General features: G+C 52.2%; 18 protein-coding genes. 6 read left to right on the top strand and 12 right to left on the bottom strand.

What is annotated here, in order from left to right:
• Nucleotides 1-49 precede the first annotated feature (49 nt).
• Complete coding sequence (locus tag ACFPMF_RS25730) at nucleotides 50-922, top strand: SMP-30/gluconolactonase/LRE family protein (protein WP_379850588.1); 873 nt, start codon at nucleotides 50-52, stop codon at nucleotides 920-922.
• Between the two features lie 84 nt (nucleotides 923-1,006).
• On the opposite strand, the gene ACFPMF_RS25735 is transcribed toward ACFPMF_RS25730, so the two are convergent.
• Complete coding sequence (locus tag ACFPMF_RS25735; protein ID WP_379850590.1) at nucleotides 1,007-1,252, bottom strand: type B 50S ribosomal protein L31; 246 nt, start codon at nucleotides 1,250-1,252, stop codon at nucleotides 1,007-1,009.
• Between the two features lie 487 nt (nucleotides 1,253-1,739).
• Here ACFPMF_RS25735 and ACFPMF_RS25740 point away from each other — a divergent pair, with 487 nt between their 5' ends.
• Nucleotides 1,740-4,199, top strand: a complete 2,460-nt coding sequence (locus ACFPMF_RS25740; protein WP_379850592.1) for a ribonucleoside-diphosphate reductase subunit alpha — start codon at nucleotides 1,740-1,742, stop codon at nucleotides 4,197-4,199.
• 45 nt (nucleotides 4,200-4,244) lie between these two features.
• Here ACFPMF_RS25740 and ACFPMF_RS25745 read toward each other — a convergent pair whose 3' ends face one another.
• The 6 genes from ACFPMF_RS25745 to ACFPMF_RS25770 form a co-directional block, all read right to left on the bottom strand.
• Nucleotides 4,245-5,024 (bottom strand): DUF1828 domain-containing protein, encoded by a 780-nt coding sequence (locus ACFPMF_RS25745; protein ID WP_379850594.1) that lies wholly within the window; start codon nucleotides 5,022-5,024, stop codon nucleotides 4,245-4,247.
• Complete coding sequence (locus tag ACFPMF_RS25750) at nucleotides 5,021-5,521, bottom strand: DUF6978 family protein (RefSeq protein ID WP_379850596.1); 501 nt, start codon at nucleotides 5,519-5,521, stop codon at nucleotides 5,021-5,023. The genes ACFPMF_RS25745 and ACFPMF_RS25750 overlap by 4 nt, the downstream gene beginning before the upstream one ends.
• A 190-nt stretch (nucleotides 5,522-5,711) precedes the next feature.
• Nucleotides 5,712-6,086, bottom strand: coding sequence for a nucleotidyltransferase domain-containing protein (locus ACFPMF_RS25755; RefSeq protein ID WP_379850599.1), 375 nt, complete (start codon nucleotides 6,084-6,086; stop codon nucleotides 5,712-5,714).
• A gap of 125 nt (nucleotides 6,087-6,211) precedes the next feature.
• A complete protein-coding gene (locus ACFPMF_RS25760) occupies nucleotides 6,212-6,442 on the bottom strand; it encodes a PspC domain-containing protein (protein ID WP_379850601.1) in 231 nt (76 codons plus the stop codon).
• 141 nt (nucleotides 6,443-6,583) lie between these two features.
• A complete protein-coding gene (locus tag ACFPMF_RS25765) occupies nucleotides 6,584-8,734 on the bottom strand; it encodes an FUSC family protein (protein WP_379850603.1) in 2,151 nt (716 codons plus the stop codon).
• A gap of 73 nt (nucleotides 8,735-8,807) precedes the next feature.
• Complete coding sequence (locus ACFPMF_RS25770) at nucleotides 8,808-9,032, bottom strand: hypothetical protein (protein ID WP_379850605.1); 225 nt, start codon at nucleotides 9,030-9,032, stop codon at nucleotides 8,808-8,810.
• Between the two features lie 739 nt (nucleotides 9,033-9,771).
• Between ACFPMF_RS25770 and ACFPMF_RS25775 the strand changes: the two genes are divergently transcribed.
• Nucleotides 9,772-10,875: an AI-2E family transporter gene (locus tag ACFPMF_RS25775; RefSeq protein WP_379850607.1), complete on the top strand. Its 1,104-nt coding sequence runs from the start codon at nucleotides 9,772-9,774 to the stop codon at nucleotides 10,873-10,875.
• A gap of 32 nt (nucleotides 10,876-10,907) precedes the next feature.
• Nucleotides 10,908-12,032, top strand: coding sequence for a DmpA family aminopeptidase (locus tag ACFPMF_RS25780; protein ID WP_379850609.1), 1,125 nt, complete (start codon nucleotides 10,908-10,910; stop codon nucleotides 12,030-12,032).
• Between the two features lie 6 nt (nucleotides 12,033-12,038).
• Here ACFPMF_RS25780 and ACFPMF_RS25785 read toward each other — a convergent pair whose 3' ends face one another.
• The 3 genes from ACFPMF_RS25785 to ACFPMF_RS25795 all read right to left on the bottom strand — a co-directional run bounded on the left by ACFPMF_RS25785 (nucleotide 12,039) and on the right by ACFPMF_RS25795 (nucleotide 14,376).
• Nucleotides 12,039-12,482, bottom strand: coding sequence for a response regulator (locus ACFPMF_RS25785; protein ID WP_379850611.1), 444 nt, complete (start codon nucleotides 12,480-12,482; stop codon nucleotides 12,039-12,041).
• 172 nt (nucleotides 12,483-12,654) lie between these two features.
• On the bottom strand, nucleotides 12,655-13,707 hold the full coding sequence (locus tag ACFPMF_RS25790) for a methyltransferase (RefSeq protein WP_379850613.1): 1,053 nt from the start codon (nucleotides 13,705-13,707) through the stop codon (nucleotides 12,655-12,657).
• A gap of 123 nt (nucleotides 13,708-13,830) precedes the next feature.
• The gene (locus tag ACFPMF_RS25795; protein ID WP_379850616.1) at nucleotides 13,831-14,376 is read right to left on the bottom strand and encodes a DUF4833 domain-containing protein; all 546 of its coding nucleotides are present in this window, start codon (nucleotides 14,374-14,376) and stop codon (nucleotides 13,831-13,833) included.
• A 158-nt stretch (nucleotides 14,377-14,534) separates the two neighbouring features.
• On the opposite strand from ACFPMF_RS25795, the gene gldG reads away from it, so the two are divergent.
• Nucleotides 14,535-16,190 (top strand): gliding motility-associated ABC transporter substrate-binding protein GldG, encoded by a 1,656-nt coding sequence (gene gldG, locus ACFPMF_RS25800; protein ID WP_379850618.1) that lies wholly within the window; start codon nucleotides 14,535-14,537, stop codon nucleotides 16,188-16,190.
• A gap of 172 nt (nucleotides 16,191-16,362) precedes the next feature.
• Nucleotides 16,363-17,484 carry a DNA polymerase III subunit beta gene (gene dnaN / locus ACFPMF_RS25805; protein WP_379850620.1) on the top strand — a complete coding sequence of 374 codons (1,122 nt, stop codon included), beginning with the start codon at nucleotides 16,363-16,365 and terminating at the stop codon, nucleotides 17,482-17,484.
• Between the two features lie 63 nt (nucleotides 17,485-17,547).
• Here the strand turns inward: dnaN and ACFPMF_RS25810 are convergent, their stop codons facing one another.
• Both ACFPMF_RS25810 and ACFPMF_RS25815 read right to left on the bottom strand, forming a co-directional pair.
• A complete protein-coding gene (locus ACFPMF_RS25810; RefSeq protein ID WP_379850622.1) occupies nucleotides 17,548-18,921 on the bottom strand; it encodes an FAD-dependent oxidoreductase in 1,374 nt (457 codons plus the stop codon).
• 12 nt (nucleotides 18,922-18,933) lie between these two features.
• A complete protein-coding gene (locus ACFPMF_RS25815) occupies nucleotides 18,934-20,346 on the bottom strand; it encodes a RagB/SusD family nutrient uptake outer membrane protein (RefSeq protein WP_379850624.1) in 1,413 nt (470 codons plus the stop codon).
• Nucleotides 20,347-20,352: the final 6 nt, after the last annotated feature.

Genomic DNA, 20,352 nt, shown 5'->3' on the forward strand with positions numbered 1-20,352 from the left:
GCCGTAAATTGAAAACCGTAAACTATAAATCGTAACCCACAACTAACTTATGAATCATACAACCTGGGATGTTGTCCTGAATTACTCCTGCCAGCTGGGCGAAGGGCCGGTTTGGGACGCGGCCAAAAAACGAATTCTGTGGCTGGATATTCTGCCGGGAGAAATCCATTCTTTCTACCCGGAAAGCGGTGAACATCGCGAATTCAAAACCGGTCAGATGGCGGGTGCCATTGCGCTGCTACCCTCCGGTAACTTCATAGCGGCTCTTCAACACGGGTTTCATGAGATTTCGCTGGAAAACGAAACCGTCGTTCCCATTGCCGATCCGGAGGCTCATTTAACCGAAAACCGGTTCAACGACGGCAAGCGCGACCCCGCCGGGCGGTTTTGGGCCGGCACGATGGCCCTGGACGAGCGACCCGGTGCCGGGGCGTTGTACATGCTGAACGAGGACGGTTCGGTATCGCTCAAGGTCGAGAATGTAACCTGTTCCAATGGGCTGGCCTGGAGTCTGGACCATCGGCTGCTTTATTACATCGATTCGCCGACCCGGCAGGTGGTGGCCTACGATTACGAGTTAGGGACCGGAGAGATTACCAACCGGCGGGTGGTGATTCAGTTTGGGGAAGCAGACGGTTTTCCCGACGGGATGACCATCGACGAAAAGGGCATGCTCTGGATTGCGCTCTGGGATGGCTGGAAGGTGGTTCGGTGCAATCCTGATACGGGCGAACGGCTTCAGCAGATAGATTTACCGGCCGCCCGGATTACGTCCTGTACGTTCGGGGGCGATTCTCTGGAGGATTTGTACATTACGTCGGCCAAAACCGGGTTGACCGAACGGGAATTGCGGGAACAACCGCTGGCGGGCTGCCTGTTCGTGGTCAAAAATACCGGTATAAAAGGCGTTACGTCAAATTGATTCGTATGCGCGGTCGAGCCGTGGGGCCATAAAAAACCGTCACCCGCTTTTGCGGGTGACGGTTTTTTGTAAAAACGGATACGGTTATTTCTTGCTGCCGTAGCGCTTCAGGAATTTATCAACGCGACCCGCGGTGTCGAGCAGAACGTTTTTACCCGTGTAGAACGGGTGCGACTCCGAACTTACTTCGACTTTCACCACCGGGTAGGTGTTGCCTTCAAACTCGATCGTTTCTTTGGTCTGAATGGTCGAGCGGCTCAGAAATTTGTGATCGCTGGTCAGATCCCAGAACACAACATCTCTGTACTCTGGATGGATGCCTTTTTTCATGACAATATAAAAAATACAAAAAATGAATCAGTTGTTGAATGTCTTGCCATCGGTCCCGCTGTCGGTGCCGCATGGATTTAGGGAGTGCAAAGGTACAGACTTTCTGATTGGTTTCCAACCACTTTACTAGCTTTTGTTTCGGTCGAAAAAAGTATGTTACTCTCGATTGATTTTTTATGGCTTTTTCGGCATTTTGGGCAACAATTCGGTAACAATCAGTGTTTTAGAAGAGGAGTTAAACCGTTCGCTAAATTATGCCTATCAAGTTTTTTAGACTGTTTTCTCGATAGGCTTTTCCTAAGTTATTCTGCATAAGCTCTTAACAGTTTCTTAATATTACCACTGGTTAGAACATTTCTAAGTTACTTTGGTAAGCGTGAACATTCCTTTTTGCTTTGTTGTAGTAGTCCATAGTACCTTTAAGGAATCATAAAACGAGAGTCCATCTATTCTTCCATATATCTACAATAACATCCCATAACATATTATGTACGTAATCAAGCGTGACGGCCGCAGGGAGTCGGTCAAACTCGACAAAATCACGGCCCGGATTGAGAAACTGTGCTACGGCTTGGATCCCGCCTATGTGCAACCGATCGAAGTGTCGATGAAGGTGGTCAACGGGATTTACGACGGCGTGAAAACGACCGAACTGGATAACCTGGCGGCTGAAACCGCAGCGTCGATGACCACCCGCCACCCGGATTACGCGATTCTGGCGGCCCGGATGGCCATCTCGAACCTGCACAAAGAGACCAACAAGTCTTTTTCGGGGACCATCAAACGGCTGTACAATTACATCGATCCGAAAACCGGCGAGAATGCCGCGCTGATTTCGAAGGAAGTGTACGATGTGGTGCGGAAAAATGCCGCCCTGCTCGATTCGACCATCATTTATGATCGGGATTACGGGTATGATTATTTTGGTTACAAAACGCTCGAAAAATCGTATTTGCTGAAGATGGACGGCAAAATTGCCGAACGTCCGCAGCATATGCTGATGCGCGTAGCCGTCGGGATTCACATGAACGACGTAGAGGCCGCCGTTGAAACCTACAATCTGCTGTCGGAGAAGTGGTTTACGCACGCAACGCCGACGCTGTTCAATGCCGGAACACCAAAACCGCAGATGTCGAGCTGCTTCCTGCTGACGATGAAAGACGACAGCATCGAGGGCATTTACGACACGCTGAAGCAAACCGCCAAGATTTCGCAGTCGGCGGGCGGGATTGGTCTGAGCATCCACAACATTCGCGCAACGGGAACCTATATTAAAGGGACCAACGGAACCTCGAACGGGATTATCCCGATGTTGCGGGTGTTCAACGATACCGCCCGGTACGTCGATCAGGGCGGGGGCAAGCGCAAAGGGTCGTTTGCGGTTTATCTGGAGCCCTGGCACGCCGATATTTTCGATTTCCTGCAACTGAAGAAAAACCACGGCAAGGAAGAACTCCGCGCCCGTGACCTGTTCTACGCCCTCTGGGTGCCGGACCTGTTTATGAAGCGGGTGGAAGACAACGACGTCTGGTCGCTGATGTGTCCGCACGAGTGCCCGGGTCTGGCCGATACCTACGGTGACGAATTCGTGGAACTGTACGAGCAGTACGAACGCGAAGGCCGGTATCGCCGGCAGGTGAAGGCGCAGGATCTGTGGTACGAAATTCTGGAATCGCAGACCGAAACCGGTACGCCGTACATGCTGTTCAAGGATGCGGCCAACTCGAAATCGAACCAGAAAAACCTCGGTACGATCAAGTCGTCGAACCTGTGTACGGAAATTATCGAGTATACCGCGGCTGACGAAGTAGCGGTTTGTAACCTGGCCTCGATTGCCCTGCCGAAGTATATTACGAAAGGCCAGGACGGTGTGCTGCGGTTCGACCACCAGAAATTGTACGAAATCACGAAGGTGGCCACCAAGAACCTGAATAAAATCATCGACATTAACTACTATCCGGTGGAGGAAGCCCGCCGGTCGAACATGCGCCACCGGCCGATTGGCCTGGGGGTTCAGGGCCTGGCCGATGCCTTCATCATGCTGCGGATGCCGTTCGAATCGGAGGAAGCGAAGCAGTTGAACAAGGATATTTTCGAGACGATTTACTTTGCCGCCATGACGGCGTCGATGGAACAGGCAAAACAATACGGTCCATACGAAACCTGGAAAGGATCGCCGATTTCGCAGGGTATCTTCCAGTTCGACATGTGGGGCGTAACGCCCGAATCCGGTCGCTGGGATTGGGAGTCGCTGCGGAAAGAAGTGGTGCAGCACGGCGTTCGGAACTCGCTGCTGCTGGCCCCGATGCCGACGGCGTCGACCAGCCAGATTCTGGGCAACAACGAGTGTTTCGAGCCGTTTACGTCGAACATTTACGTTCGTCGCGTGCTGTCGGGCGAGTTCGTGGTGGTTAACAAGTATCTGTTGAAAGACCTCGTGAAGCTGGGCATGTGGAACGACCGCATGAAAAATATGCTGATTGCCGCCAACGGATCGGTGCAGAACATCCCCGGTATTCCGCAGAACATCAAGGATCTGTACAAAACCGTCTGGGAGATCAAGCAGAAAACCGTCATCGACATGGCCGCCGACCGGGGTGCGTACATCTGCCAGTCGCAGTCGCTGAACATCCACATGGTGGATGCCAACTTCGGCAAGCTGACGTCGATGCACTTCCACGCCTGGAAGCGCGGTCTGAAAACCGGTATGTACTACCTCCGTACGAAAGCCGCAGCCGACGCCGTGAAGTTTACGGTCGAAAAACAGGCCACGGCACAACTGGAGCCGGTGCTGGCCGAAACGATGGAAAAACCGCTGAACTACGAGAAATTTGCGCAGGAAGGAGCCGCTGCGCATCCGGTGCAGGTCAGCGAAGCCGAAGCCGCCTATGCCGCGATGATCTGCTCGCTGGACAATCCGGAAGGCTGTGAGGCTTGCGGTAGTTGAGGAAAGAAATCTAAATAAAAAGGCCTGTATTAATGCAGGCCTTTTTTATGCAGCTAACTTTTGGAACGAATCACCAATATCTTTTTGTGACCACAAAATAAAATCAGCTTCTTTCTGGGACAAGGCATCTAAAAATTCAGGTTTAACACCTTTCTCATCGTTTATTACAGCAATTGCTTTTACTGCTTTTTTAGTAGTTTTTTCGCGAATAGGTTTAATATCATCCCAAGCAAAAAGAAAGCTTGGGATATTTAATTTATTTAATGAATTAAATGATTTTAAGACTACTTCTTTATCTTTTAACGCAATTTGAAAGTCAAATACAAATTCTATACCTGTTGAGCCTTTTGAAATAAAATCAGGAGTATAAATAATATTTTTAGAGTCGAGGTAATCTCTGACTGCATCTTTAAAGGGAGAAGAAAACTTTGTATTTGAATGCGTATATAAATCGTTAAGTTCTATCATTGCAGATAGAATACTATGTTTTTTTTGTGGGAAATTACTTACTGTAGCTTCTATCCATAACTCATCATCTTTAAGTCTAACGCCATAATTTAAAAGGATCCTTTCAAGGAAATCTTTTTTATTGCCTCTATTTACAAATACTCCTACTAAGTCTAAATTATTTATTGTTTCACCATTATCAGATAATAATATTTTATCACCATTGAGTTTTGCGTATATTTCTATTGCGTCATTAAAGATGCCAATAAAAGGAGTACTAATAGCGACCCATCCGGTATAATTATCGGAAAATATGACCGTCTTATCTTTTAGCCATTGATGATAGTCGTTCATCAATGGATTAATCCAGTCTATCATAATATAGAATGCTGAATAGAAAAATGAGAAGTAATGTTTATTTTATCCGAAAATGCTAAAACCGCTCTAAGTAAATCATCTTTATTATTTACCACTAAGACGGGAAATGCCTTATATTCAGTCAAAGGAATTGCCCAAGCTAATGGAGAATAACTTTCTACAAAAAAATGGATATGCGGTTTTTCTATCCACTTACCTGCGAAAGGTGCTGCAATATTGGGTACAAAATGATTTACTTCTACAGGGTTGCAGTGCCTACCTCCGAAATCTATTCTTAGTAGACCAGTTTTTGATCTAGCTTCTTGGTGATGCAGATTAATTCTGAAAGAAATTTTGGTGCTTGAAAATATGTGAAAGGAAAATTTCCATTCATCGTCTTCAGGTGAAACAAGGTCAAGAACAATCTTGTTCTCCGACAAATCTATCATTTTACCTTCATTTTTCACTTCTTTAGGAAGGGCCAAGAGGTAATCTGCTTGACTTTGAGTTAATAGCATCGCAATGATAGAGTTAGCATTTGTTGCAAAAGGCCAAATATCGAAGAAGATCGGCTATGAAAGATAAAATCATGATTGGCCGCAAGTTTAGCGATAATTGTATAGCTTTTCTGGTAGTGGCTACTATTGTTATTGGTTGATTTTCATGCAAAGATTTATATCTCTAATTAAAGTGCATGTAATGAGTGTCTTATAGCGCTGTATCAGCTTTTTCGAGTAAAATTTGAATCGAACCATTCATAAAACTTGCCCCCTCCCGCTTGACATTGTAATACAAAGGGCTGGAAAGCTTGTTAAACTGTCTTTTTGTGGTTGGAATGACTTGAATGGGTTTTTCGTGGGCTAGCTCCAACTCGAATGTGAAATCACCCATTGCTTCAATTTCCTGAAACGGTGAAATCGTTTCATCATTCAGAACCACCAGAATATCCACATCCGAGTCATCACCAGCATCTCCACGGGCGTACGAACCAAATAAGTACAGCGCAGCCAGACGATCCTGATACAGTCGTTGAGCTTCTTTTTTGAAAGAAGCCAATAAAGGCTGAATATTGGTTTGATTCATACCAATTAATACGCTGGCTACCGTTATGGTTTTGCTTTCAATGCTAACTGAAAATTAATTCAAAAAGCTTTCAAACACAACAACCGCCCCGATTCCGGGGCGGTTGTTGTGTTATTCACAAATGGTTATCTCGGTCGGTTATCCGGCTGGGCCTGATAATACCGTTCGCCCTTCGGCATGACCATCCACAGCACAATGTAGACGATAACGATCGGGAACGAAACCGGTAAAATCAGCATCAGGGCGAAAAAAAGACGGACCCATACTTTATCAATACCGAAGTAATCTGCCAGTCCGGCGCAAACGCCACCCAGCATGGCTTCGGAAGGAATACGGTGCAACTGATTCGTTGTCATGGCTTTATTAGTTTAGTTGTTTACTTTTCTGTTCGTTTGTTGTTTATTGTTGATTCAAAGGTACTATGCAATGCCAAGTAGCGAAAGCAATATCTTACAAACGGATTCGGGGCTATATGACAGGCGTAAAACCGGGACGACTCACGCCAGAATTGTGTCGGTGAGCTTGCTGATATCCTGACTAATCTTCTGAATAAAATCGAGTTGTTCTTTCAGCGAACGATCGTCGGTGGGTTGGGCTTCCGTTTTTTCGGCTGGAATGATTTCTGGAACCGTCGGTTCCGCTGCGGTTTTGGCTGCTTCGGGGTCGAGTCGTTTCAGGCTTTCGTTCAACACTGTCAGCGAACGCCGGAGGGGACGCAGTTGGTCTGCCGGATACGCGGGTAGTTGCGGATTCGCCAGCCGGACCGAAGCCAGGGTGGCAATGTTGGACGACAGAATGTGGTTCAGCACCACAAATTCATAAATGTCGTTCCTGTGCCACTGCTTGCTCTGCGGTTCGGAGGTCATGCGCTGAAAAGCCGCAGCCAGGTTGGCCGAACTGACGTACACCTCCTTGCGGGTCAGTTTATAGTCCGTCAGCGTCAGCGGTTTTCCCGACAGGCTGTCGGCCAGCTTGCGCAGGTAATTCCGGTTGGCCAGCAACACATCGTGCAGCATTCCCTTCAATTGTTCCGACTCCCAACTGGGAAACAGGTAACTGGCCGCAAAGGCAATGACGCAGCCGATCAGCGTATCGAGCACGCGTTCTTCGACCACGCTGATGCCGCCGAGGCCCAGAAACCGCAGGGAAATTAAAATATAGGGCGTCATCAGAATCACCATCACGATGTAATGGGTGCGCTGAAAGCTGTACGCACCAAGCATGAGCGGTAACATGAACCAGAACAAACCGACCGGACTGGGAATCAGCAGCAGCGCGGCCACGCCAATCAGGCCGCCCAGAAGGGTTCCGATAATTCGCTCGTAATTGCGCTGTTTGGTCAGGCTGAAAGCCGGTTTCAAAATCACCGAAGTGGTCAGCAGAATCCAGTAACTGTGTTGCCCATACGTAATAAATTTGGCGACGATAAACCCCACCAGGCAGGCGCTGGTGACGCGGAGCGAGTGCCGGAAAATGGAGGAGTTCAGGGTCAGGCTGTTGACGATCAATTTGGGGTCGATTTCCTGATGCGACACGAAACGGCCGTATTCGGGGTCTTCGTTCGGTTTTGAATTTTCGCTCCATTCGGTCGGCGAATACGAGTGAATATCCGCCAGCCGCTGGTTGAGGTTACGGAGCGTAATCAGGATTTTTTTCAGGACCAGGGTACTGCCTTCCTTCTCCGGCCCGCCGAGTTCGTCGATTCGGGTTTTGAGCCGTTCCAGGTGCCGCATCAGGTCCATGCGGCTTTTGTGGGGGCGGTTCGACTGAATGGCCAGACCGAGGTAGTCCAGTTCGATGGCAAGTTGCCGGATCATCCGGGCGATGTCTTCCAGGACCCCGGTTTTACCAAAGCGCTCGCGGATCGACGCATAATCGTAATACATCGCAACGATCTGCTCGTACAGATCGACAATATCACCGAAGGTGAGTACCAGAACGCGGCCCGTCCAGGTTGATTCTTTCATGATCACCCGGGTTTTGAACAGCACCTCGCGCACCGCATCCTGTTTCTCGCTGACGACGGCCTGCTGCGCGACCAGTTTCCGGTAGTCTTCCTGCAAATCCGTCCGGATGCTGTAAAATTCCGCCTTGATCAGCAGAAACCTGGCGGTTTCGTGAATGCATTCGCCCAGGGCCTGCTGGGCCGTGCGGTAGGGAAGCAATTGCGAAAACGACAGGCTGATGGCCATGTACCAGAACCCGCCTGCACCGACCAGCGCCCCGTATTGCCAGACCGCCATGGGTTCCAGCTCCCGGTCCATGATCAGGATCATGGACAACAAACCGGCCGAACCGACCGACGTGGCCCGGTTGCCGTAGAGGGCAAACATCGAAAAGAAAAAACTGAAAACGGCAATCTCAACGCCCAGCAGCCAGACGTTCAGGCGAACAAAACCGGTGATCAGCGACACCAGCACGACCACCAGATTGGTCGCCAGCATCCCGTTGCGCCGGTGCATGACGGGACCCGGCGCGTCCGACATGCTTACCCACAGAGCACCCAGCGAAAGCGGAAGACCGGTTTCGAAGTGTCCGAACTGATAAAAAAGAATGGAAGGAATCAGGATGGCCAGCGTGATCCGCAGGCCATCCGAAAAATGCTGACCAGATAGAAAATACCGGATTTCCCGGATCTGTCTTTTCATGTTGGCAAGGTAGGACGGATTGCCCGGCTAACCAACTCCAAAAAGCAATGTGAGCGCTAAAATCAGTTTGCGGTCAGCGAACCGCGATGGCGTAACCGGCTTTTTCCAGGGGTTTTGTCCAGTGCGGAGGAACCACGCAGTAGCGCCGTTTGTCCAGCCGCAGGATACTGTGCAATTCGCCCGTCCGTTTGTCGATGCATTGCCGCCGGTAGAGCGCGTCGGACAGACAATCGAACTGTGGGAAAGTTTTCAGGAAATCGGATGATTCAGCTTGTTGCTGGGTCAATGGAAAAGACATACACGCGTAAACTTAAAAGTCGCTTGGTAACATGAATGAAAATGACGCTTAATGAAGTAGTACGGTGGAAGAAGACCGGCCCGAAAACTAGTCTTTATATGTTATTACAAAGTTACCTAATTGTTAAATAAGTACAACCGTAAGTGGTCAAAATATTTTTATTAGTAATATGATTTTCGCTGTATTATTTACCATTTAATCACAAAATGCTATGAAAAAAATAAGTTTGTTACTGGTGGGGCACATTTTCTCAGAAATCTGAATCGGCCAAAACATTCAATTTTTTAAATTATTTACCAGACTGTACCTGAAATAGATCGGAAATGCCATTTCCGACCTGAAGGAAAGTAAACAAAGGGGAGAACTCGCCCGGATCGTTAAAACGGTACCAGGCTACGAGAACCGCCAGGGCAAAAATGGCAGCCCTTGTACTCCTTTTGTAGTGCACGACCGACGCGCCAACCAGAACGATACTGAAGCCGACCGCGGCTACCGGAGTGCGAACCGGCAAAAGGTTCAGCAGCCCAGGATTTCCAGCGTGCCGATGACCCGGAAGGGGTTAACCAACCCGTGGTAGCGGGTATTCAGGCGCTATCGATCGGGAAAAAAACGGCAAGACGGTCGAAATTCGGGTATTCTGCCATAAGTTTTTGAAAATTAGGGGCCGTTCGGAGAAGAATTCAAGAATTATGGACAACTTCGGTTGCTTGAATCATTGGCCCGAAAGCCCGACATCCCGATGCCATCAACCACTACCCCGCCATTCTACCACCGTCTTTCGCACACCCTCCTGGCCCTGGCGCTGATCATGGCCGGGTTTTACCTGGGTCAGGATATCATTGTTCCCTTCGCCATGGCCGGTTTGCTGGCGGTTTTGCTGCGCCCGGTCGAAGCCTGGCTGATCCGGCGGGGTATTCCCAAAACCGTCGCCATTAGTCTGGCGCTGTTGCTGGCGATTGTGGTGCTGGTGGGGCTGACCATGCTGATTTCGATGCAACTGGCCAATTTTACGGATGACTGGCCGAAGCTGAAAAAAAACCTCAACGATTTTTATAAAGACGCCCGGCGCTGGATTCGGCGGGAGTATAACGTCAGCTACAGCCAGCAGGAACAATACCTCAAAAAAGCCCAGGCCCAGACGATGGATACCCTGCAGGGGTCTGGCACCCTGGGCGTTATTACGGGACCGCTGGGAACCTTGCTGATTCTGCCGATTTATATTTTTCTACTGTTGTATTACCGCGCCATGCTGATCCAGTTCATCATCCGGTCGTTCGCCGATCAGCATACCGAGCGCGTGCGGGAAGTGCTGGGAGAAGTCCGGTCGGTTATTCAGAGCTACGTGGTCGGGCTGGTGACCGAAACCGCCTGCGTTGCGGTCCTGAACTCGGTTGGTTTGCTGATTCTGGGCGTTCAGTACGCGGTTTTGCTGGGCATCATTGCCGCCATCATGAACCTGATTCCGTACATCGGGGGCCTGGTTGCAACGGGCCTGGCGGTGGCTGTGACCTTTGTCAATCATCCCGAACTGGGCACCCTGGCGGGCGTGGTAGTGGTTTTTCTCGTGGTGCAGTTTATCGACAACAACTTTCTGGTGCCGGTCATTATCGGCTCCAAAGTGCGCATCAACGCGCTGGTGTCCATTGTGGGGGTGCTGCTCGGCGGGGCGCTGGCGGGCGTTTCGGGAATGTTTCTGTCGATTCCGATCATTGCCATACTGAAAGTTATTTTTGACCGGGTTGAAGGGCTGGAACAATGGGGAATTCTCCTCGGCGACCAAACCACCGAAGAAGACATCAACAAAATGCTGCGGTTGCGACGCCGGAAGAAAAAGATTACCTAGCGGTTTGCAGTCCGTTTCCTATCTTGGGGAATATGAAACCAACACGTCGCCACCTGCTGACGGTCCTGCTCCTGCTGGCCGGTTATACGCTCTTTGCCCAACCCATGAAACGTCCGCGCGAGTACGGTATCCGCTTCGGCGTGCTGCCCACCGGTTCTCTGAATGCCATTACCGACGTGCCGGGCGTGCGGGTCGGGCAGGTGACCCTGCAGGAAGGCCAGAGCGTCCGGACGGGCGTGACGGCCATTCTGCCGCACGAAGGCAATCTGTTTCAGGACAAATGTCCGGCCGCCATTTACATCGGTAACGGTTTTGGCAAGCTGACGGGCTACAGCCAGGTCGAGGAACTGGGGACGCTCGAAACCCCGATTGTGCTGACGAACACGCTGGGCGTTCCGACGGCGGCCGATGCGGTCATCGATTATACGCTGGCGCAACCCGGCAACGAGTCGGTTCGCTCGCTGAATCCGGTGGTTGGCGAAACCAACGACGGCGGCCTGAACGACATCCGCAGCCGCCCGGTCACGAAACGGCATGTCCTGGATGCGATCAGACAGGCCAAAACCGGCGCGGTGGAAGAAGGCAATGTCGGGGCCGGAACGGGTACGGTTTGTTTCGGCTTCAAGGGCGGTATTGGCACGGCGTCGCGGAAACTTCCGGCTTCGCTCGGCGGCTATACCGTGGGGGTGCTGGTGCAGACCAATTTCGGTGGGGTCCTGCAAATCGCGGGCGTGCCGGTAGGGGTGGAACTGGGAAAGTTTTCGTTTAAGGAAAAACTGGATGGGTCGTGCATGATGGTGGTATTGACCGACGCCCCCCTAGATGCCCGCAACCTGAAACGGCTGGCCAAACGGGCTTTTATGGGGCTAGCCCGTACGGGTGGCATGGCGTCCAACGGTAGCGGGGATTACGTGATTGCGGTTTCGACTGCTAACCGGATTCCGAATGTCTCGAAAACGTCGCTCGATGTAATGAAACTGCTCCGCAACGACGATGTTTCGCCCTGTTTCCTGGCCGCGATCGAAGCTACGGAAGAAGCCATCATCAACTCCCTATTTGCCGCCCGAACCATGACCGGACACCAGGGAAGCCGAATTGAGCAACTGCCCGTCGAGCGGGTGGTTGAAATCATGCGAAAAGCCGGTCAGGCTAAATAAAGGGCTTCAGGAGATCGGCATCTGGTGCGGGAGAATCCGGAGAATCTCCTGCCAGGCCTGCGGCCGGATCGGTTTTGTAATGAACAGGGCTGCGCCCCAGTGGTACGACTGCTCCTGATCGTTTGTATCCGTTGACGCACTGATGATTACCACCGGAATCGAATGGTAAGTAGGATGCGCGCGGAGCTTGCGCAGCAGTTTCCAGCCATCGTCGCGTCGCGGCAGGTATAAATCCAGCAAGATCAACCCGGGTAAGGTGTGTTGGTGGGTATAGCAATTACGTAGATACGTCAAGGCCTGCTGCCCGGAAGTGGCTCCCACGGGCAATACACCCTGGAGTTGTTGCCGCAGAATGTAATGGAGAATCAATTGTTCATCGACCTTGTCCTCTACAACGAGAACGCTGGGTTGGTCAATGGCAGAGGGGAGAAGGAATGAACGATTTTTCATAAGGCGATTAACAACTTTCATGGATAGATGCGGGATTTTTTGCACATAAATAACTATTATTTGGATAAATTCGCTACTCGTAAACTAGGTTCTTACCAAATAAATAGTCCGCCATTCTTTTTGAGCAGAATGGCGGACTAGAGGCTGTTTATCCTGTTGGGAAGCGGCCGGCCTAGAGTTTTCGGGCCCGGATCAAACCATAATCCATTTGGGTTGGAATGTTCTCGTTGGTGGGCTGTAAACCGGCTTTTATAAACCACTGCCGGTATTCCTGGCGGCTGTAGCAACGGCCTTTGGTATTCCAGAACAGCTGGGCCGAATAGTCCGTAACCGCCAGCGGGCCGTCGAGCGCATCGTTCAGAAAGGCGTCGTGTACCCAGAGTTCGCCACCCGGTCGGATGGCAGTGGCAAACCGGGTGGCCAGCATCTGACAGGTTTCGGTGGGCCAGTCGTGGAAAAGGCTGGCAGCCAGTAGAATATCTGTGTTGGGTAATTCATCGGTTAACATATCCCCGGCCCGGAACGTCACGCGTTCCCTGACGGTTTCGGCCCCCGGGCGTCCGCTTTGGGAAAATTCATCCAATAATTCCGAGGCCACCGCCAGAACCGCCGGCCGATCCAGAATCGTGGCCGTAGCCTGCTGGTTCAGCAGGAGCCACTCAAAGGTATAAAAACCGGTTCCACCGGCCACATCGAGCAAATGACCGTTGCTTTTCGGCAGGTTGGCCGCGACAATCGGCGACAATTTGCGCGCCCGTCCGGCCAGGCCCAGCGTAAACATCCGGGACAGTTCGGCATCGTCCATCGGCGACGGTGCGTCGTCATCTTTCACGAAGGAAACCCCCTGGGAAGTATCCAGCGGCCCATCGTTCCGCAGGCGAACGGCCATTTCGACCGCGCCCGGGTCGTCCTTTTCCAGCCCGACGTAGCCAATGAGGTTGGGCGTATGGCCCTGGACCAGATGCCGGCCCAGATCGGTGAGTTGCAGCGATCCGGTTTCGTTGTATTCGAGCAGTTCCATCGCACAAAGTGCCGGAAACAACACGCTGGCTGGGCGTTCATTCAGTACTAATCGGTGCCTTAATTCGGAAACCGAAAGCGGACCGTTGCGGAGTTCTTCAAAAACCGCCAGATGGTTAACCGCGGCAATCAGCAAGCGGGACCCAAACATGGCCCGCAGGTGGCGGGTGATGGGAGCGAGGTCAGGGGAGCTATTTTCCGGCATTATTTCAAGGATTCGTGTGTCCCCAAAGATAAGCAGGAGGCAACGAAGCCGGGCGGTTTTTTATGACTTACCTATCGATGGATTACTGGTCCCGGGAATCCATATGGTACGGCCTACCTTTTTTTACACCATAATCCGTTCATAAACGGGTACACCGGCCACGGGATCGGTGCCAAACAGTTCGATGTAGCGGACTTTCGGAACCAGGCCGGAATCGGAATCCAGTTGGACAAAAACTTTCTGCAGGCAGGCTTTCCGGCCGTTGATGGTGGTTAGCGCGACCGGTTTTCCCTGTTGCAGATCAACCCAGATAGCGCGTTTTTTGAAGGCATTCAGGTGAATCTCGAAACCGGCTTCCGGGCGGTTTGCGGACTCGTGTTTGTAGCCATACGCCATCTTCCACTGAAACAGCGACAGTCGTTCCCGCTGCCCACGTTCGGCGTAGCGAATCCAGTAAACACTCATCGGTTCTTCGGGGTTCAGCCGGTGGCCCGCTACCATATTGGCTTCGTAAATGACGGTATTGGTGTTGTTGCTCCGCTGGATGTAAAACAGGCGGTTGGGCGACGAAGGCGGCACCGGAAATTCTTTTTCGGCGGCAACCGCAGGGCTGCCGGAACCGAAGAGGCCCAGCAGCACGAGCAGAATGAAAATGGGGCGGTAATTCATAGTAAGTTGTTCACGTAGTATGTTGTTGTGAACCTAAGACCCTCAGGGCCGACCTACCCCCTACGCGGTTTTAAAAATACCAAAGAACGAATCGCCCGGCCCGTCGTTTTTTTCTTCTACTTTTGTACAACTGAACTGCTTTCAGCGTTTTACGCAGTATGAAGTCATTTTTGTTTCGTTTCGGCCTGGTGCTGGCCGTACTGGTTGTGGTCAATCTGTTGTCGTCATTTTTATTTTTTCGGGTCGATCTGACGCAGGAGGGTCGGTATACGCTTTCGGAAGGCACCGAAAATCTGCTGGCTAATCTCGATGATGATGTGCATGTTAACGTGTACCTGACCGGAAACTTGCCCCCCGGTTTTAAACGGCTTGAAACCAGCATTCGGGAAACCCTGGCGGAGTTTCAGGCGCGGACCAGCCAAACCCTGACCTATCGGTTTATTGATCCGACCGCTAATCCCAACGAAAAACAGCGCACGGAATTTCAGACCCAACTACTCCAGAAAGGGCTGACGCCCACGAACCTGAATTTTTCCAGTGAAGGCAGTCAGCGGACCGAACGACTGATTTATCCCTGGGCCATTGTATCCTACAAAGGCCGCGAACTGCCGGTTTTGCTGCTGCGCGGAAACCGCTCCAGCTCGTCGGAAGAACAGTTGAATCAATCCATCGAAAATGTGGAATACGAGCTGGCGTCGGCAATTCGGCGGCTGACCGTTCGGGAGAAAAAAGTGCTGGGAGTAGCGGTGACCTACACGGATGTAGAACCGCTCCGGCTCTCGGATTTGCTGGCTACGTTGCAGGAATTTTACAAGATTGAACTCATCGACCTACAGGCGTCCCGCGATCTGGTGGGGCTCGACGGTCTGATTGTGCCCAAACCCGACCGGCCGTTTTCGGAAGCCGATAAATACAAACTGGATCAATTTGTGGTCAACGGTGGCAGGGCGCTGTTTTTTGTCGATGGCCTGAAAATCGACAGCGTCGGGCGGGAAGGCACCTACGCCCAGCCGCTCGACCTGAACCTGAACGACTTGTTTTTTCGCTGGGGTTTTCGGGTCAACAACGATATTATCAAGGATTTAAGCTGCGCTTTTATTCCGTTGAACGTAGGTAATATGGGCGACAAACCCAACGTGCAGTTGCTGCCCTGGCGGTTTTTTCCGCTGATCAACAATTTTGGGAATAGCCCGATTGTCCGGAATCTGGACGCCATCTACAGCCGGTTTACCAGTACGCTTGATACCGTGCAGGCACCGGGCATTGTGAAAACGCCCCTGCTGATGAGCTCGCAGTACACCAAAATCCTGAAAGCCCCCGCTTTGGTGAGCTACAACGAAGCCCGCCAGCAGCCCGATCCGCGCACGTACGACAGCGGGGTGCAGCTCATTGCGTGTTTGCTGGAAGGACGGTTTCAGTCGTTGTATACCAACCGCATTCTGCCCGGTGATCCGCGCGCTGCAACGTTCAAAGCCCAGAATCAGGACGCCAAAATTGTCATCTGCTCCGATGGTGATTTGCTGATCAACGACATCAATTACCGCACCAACACGCCCTACCCGCTCGGCTACGAACGGTTTTCGAAAAATACGTTTGCCAACAAGGATTTTGTGGTCAACGCGGTCAATTACCTGCTGGATGATAACGGAATCATCACGGCCCGTACCCGCCAGGTGACGCTTCGGCCGTTGGATAAAATCCGGCTTCGCGAAGACCGGCTTTCGTGGCAGCTTCTGAATCTGGTCGGGCCGGTGGTTCTCATTGGTTTTGTCGGCGTTGCGTGGCAATTCGCGCGCCGGAGAAAGTACGCGTGAAGTTTTTAAATTGTTACACAGAGTTTATCAGAGAAGATCAGAGTTAACCAGAGAATGGCCCTGATAACCGCTGATTTCCTCTGATAAACTCTGTGGAATAACCCTCCGTATATCTCGACTATTTTTCCTACTTTTGTTCTTATTGGACAAACGGCTTCAAATACAATTGCCTATGAAATTTATCGTTTCCTCCTCCGTATTACTCAAGCAACTTTCGGCCATCAACGGTGTGGTGGCAACGAATCCGATTGTGCCTATTCTGGAGAATTTTCTGTTCAAACTGGACGATGATATGCTGACGGTGACGGCTTCTGATCTGCAAACGACCATGATCACCAACATTGCCGTTGAGTCGTCGGAGAAGGGAGCCATTGCCATTCCGGCCAAACTGCTGCTCGATACGCTGCGCGGTTTGCCCGAACAACCGATTACCTTCAACGTCAACACGGAAACCTTCGGAACGGAAATCCTGACCGACAACGGCCGGTATAAACTGTCCGGCGAAAACCCGATTGATTTTCCGAAAATCCCGGCGGTCAACCGCAATCTGGCGGTCGAACTGTCGTCGGATGCCCTCTTAAGCGCCATCAACAACACGGTTTTTGCCACCAGTACCGACGACCTGCGCCCCGCCATGACGGGGGTATACCTGCAACTGTCGGAGGACAACGCGACCTTTGTTGCCACCGATGGTCACCGGCTCATACGCTACCGGCGGACCGACATCACGTCGCCCAGCAGCACCTCCATGATTATTCCGCGGAAAGCCCTGACGCTGCTGAAGGCTTCGCTGCCCGAAGATGCGGTAGTACGGGCCGAGTTCAGCCAGTCGAATGCGTCGTTTACGTTCGGGAATACGCAGATGATCTGCCGGTTGATCGACGAACGGTTCCCGGATTTTGAGAACGCCATTCCGGTGAATAACCCCAACATCATGACGATTGGCCGGACGGATCTGCTGAATTCGCTGAAGCGGATCATGATTTACGCCAACCGCACGACGCACCAGATCCGGCTGTCGCTGAAAACCAACTCGCTGACGATTTCGGCGGAGGACCTGGATTACAGCAACGAAGCCAACGAAAAACTGCTCTGCGATTACGACGGTGATCCGCTGGAAATCGGTTTCAACGCCCGTTTTCTGACCGAAATGCTGAACAACCTGAGCGCCAAAATGCTCTCTTTTGAAATGTCGGCTCCCAACCGCGCCGGTCTGATTATTCCGGCCGATAAGGAAGAAAACGAAGATATTCTGATGCTGGTGATGCCGGTGATGCTGAATACGTACGCGTAAGCCTCTAAACATGATAAACCGTGATTGCGCAGATCCTTTTCTCCACGCAATCACGGTTTTATATTACTCAACACTCCATTTTACATCGGCCCATTTGACATCCTGCGGTAACCGGTTGGACTGAGCGGCCAGAGCCGCAACCCGCCCGGCGGCCTGACCCATAATGGCGGCATTACCCGTCACGCGGTAGCTGGAATGGGCAATAAAATCACCGCTGATACACCGCCCGGCCATCATCAATCCCTGCACGTCTTTGGCAATCAACGCCCGAATCGGAATATCGTACGGTTTGCTGGGGGTTCCGCGCTTGTAATTGGTGGTGGATTCGTCGGCTTTTTTAACCGAGTGCACATCGACGCCGAACGTCACCCGACAAACCGCATCTGTGTGCCGGATACCGGTCATCAGATCCTGGCGCGAAACCGTATACAGGCCGTGAATCCGGCGACTCTCCCGAACCCCAATCTGCTCGCCCGTGGCTACCAGCCGCAAGCCGCTCCAGATGCCGTTGAGTGATCGCAGGCTCCCGATAATTTTGTGAACCTCCGCCCGGGCTTTCAGGGTTGCTTCCGTAACCTGGTTGGCGTCGGTGCCTTTAAAACCGTATTCGTGATTGGCCATGAGCATGTGAAAATCATCCCGAATCGGGTGGATGCTGGGGTGGGTGTAGGAGGGTTCATGGCCCCCGCGGATAATGGCTTCTTTTAGTTTTCGCTTGGACGGTGAGCCGGCTTTGCTGTCGTCGGTATCGCGCACAAATTCCTTGATATCCTGGTATTTTACGCCCGTTATCAGACAAAGCAGACTCATGGGCTGGCCTTGCCCCAGGCTGTCGCCGTAATCAAAACCGCAGCCCGCCTGGGCCGCCAGATCGCCGTCGCCTGAGCAATCGATGAACACTTTTCCGGACCAGGCTTCCCGGCCCGATTTCGATTCGGTAATAATGTGCGTCAGGCGTCCGGCTTTCTTGGCGGTGGCTACCACGCGGGTGAACAACCGCACCGTCACGTTGGCCTTCAGGCACCATTCTTCCAGCAGGAGCTTCATACCTTCCGCATCGAACGAAAACGTGCTGCCAACCGGCACCGTCGCGCTTTCTCCGCGTCGCTGGAGTTCATCCTTGATCTCCTGCACCAGACCGGCCTTGTTGCTGTTGTCGAGAATCCAGGTCAGGTTGCCGGAGGTCCAGACGCCACCCAGGCAACCGTGAACTTCCAGGAGCAGGGTTTTAGCTCCGCTACGCCCGGCTTCGATGGCGGCCGCAACCCCGGCGGGTCCGGCTCCGCAAACAATGACGTCATAGTCGCCGACTACGGGAATGTCGCGGGCGGCTTCGGCCAGCGTGGCCGCATTGGGCTGAACGAGTGAAAAGCCGTGGGCCGATTGGGTGATGACCGATCCGGCCAGGGCAGTAGTTAAAAAATCTCGGCGTTGCATGGTGGTCAGGGGTTAATAACCGGTGTTTTGCTGAAGCTCCCGGTTGGTGTCTAATTCGCGTTGGGGAATGGGATACAGGTTGTGTTTGGGTACGGTGACATTGATGCCCGCTTTTCGCAGATTTTCCTGTAACTTATTCATTCGGATGAGGTCGTAGCGACGGTGGCCTTCAAAACTTAACTCCCAGCCGCGTTCCCGCAAAACCGCATCCCGGAATTGGTCTTTCGTTAATCCGGCGGGAAGTGCACCCAGCTTGGCCCGGCTCCGAACCTGGTTGATCGGCGCGTAGGCGTCGGCAGTTGGCCCACCTACTTCATTGCGGGCTTCGGCCAGCATCAGCAGCACATCGGCATACCGGATGACGGGCCAGTTGGTATCGGTATTGCTGGGTGTTGTGCCATTGGGGTTGAAATATTTCCAGACGTGGGGCTGAAATGTGGCTTTACTGCCGTCCGAAAACGTGTACGAATCCTTGATGCTGCTTTCTTTCCGAACATCGCCCGTTTCGTAGCTAGCGATGAACGTTTTTTTAACAAACGCACCGCTCCCGCCCGTAATCGGAGCCTTGCCACCCCGGACACCGAATGTTTCGTTGAAATTGCTGCCCACAACCCCGGCCCGATACTGCACCGAAAAAATGTGTTCCGGGCCGTTTTCTTTCTCGGCGGGCCACAGGTCGGCGTAATTGGGAACCAGGCTGTAAGTACCCGACTGCACCACCTCCTGCGCTTTCTGGGCGGCCGCTGCGTAATCTTTAGTAAAGAGGTACACTTTAGCCAGCAAGGCCTGGGCGGCCCCTTTCGTTACCCGGCCCATATCAGCCGCAGCGTAACTAACCGGCAGGGCTTTTTCGGCTTCCTGCAAATCCTGAATAATCTGCTTGTAAATCTCGGTGGCTGGCCGACGGGCTACCGCCAGGTCATTTAGGCTCGTGGTTTCTTCCGTAATCAGCGGAATATCGCCGAACGCCTTGACCAGATCGAAGTAGAACAGGGCGCGTAAAAACCGTACTTCGGCCACCAGCCGGGCTTTGCGGTTTGCATCCATCGTCGTTCCCGGGACGCGTCCGATAGCGGCATTCGCCTGGTTGATGGCGACGTATAGGCGCTGCCAGAATTCGGAAAGAATGTCGTTAGTAGAGGCAACGGTATAGGTGTTCAGTTCCAGCGTTTCCGTGCGGGAAACCGCCCCGTCGTCGAGCAGGTCGGAGGCCAGGTCGCCCATCCGCCAGAAATGCCCGCCGTAGTAGGAGCCGGTCGACAGGTGACTATATACCGCATTGACCGCAGCAACGGCATCGGCTTCGGTTTTGTAAAAGTTGGCCGGAGCCAGAAAATCCTGGGGATTCTCGTCCAGAAACTGACAACTACTGACGAGCCAGACCAGCAGGACGGTTAGGCTTAGTTTATTCCATCTTCGTTTCATACAAGT

This window comes from Larkinella bovis, assembly GCF_042655385.1.
Lineage (GTDB): Bacteria > Bacteroidota > Bacteroidia > Cytophagales > Spirosomataceae > Larkinella > Larkinella bovis.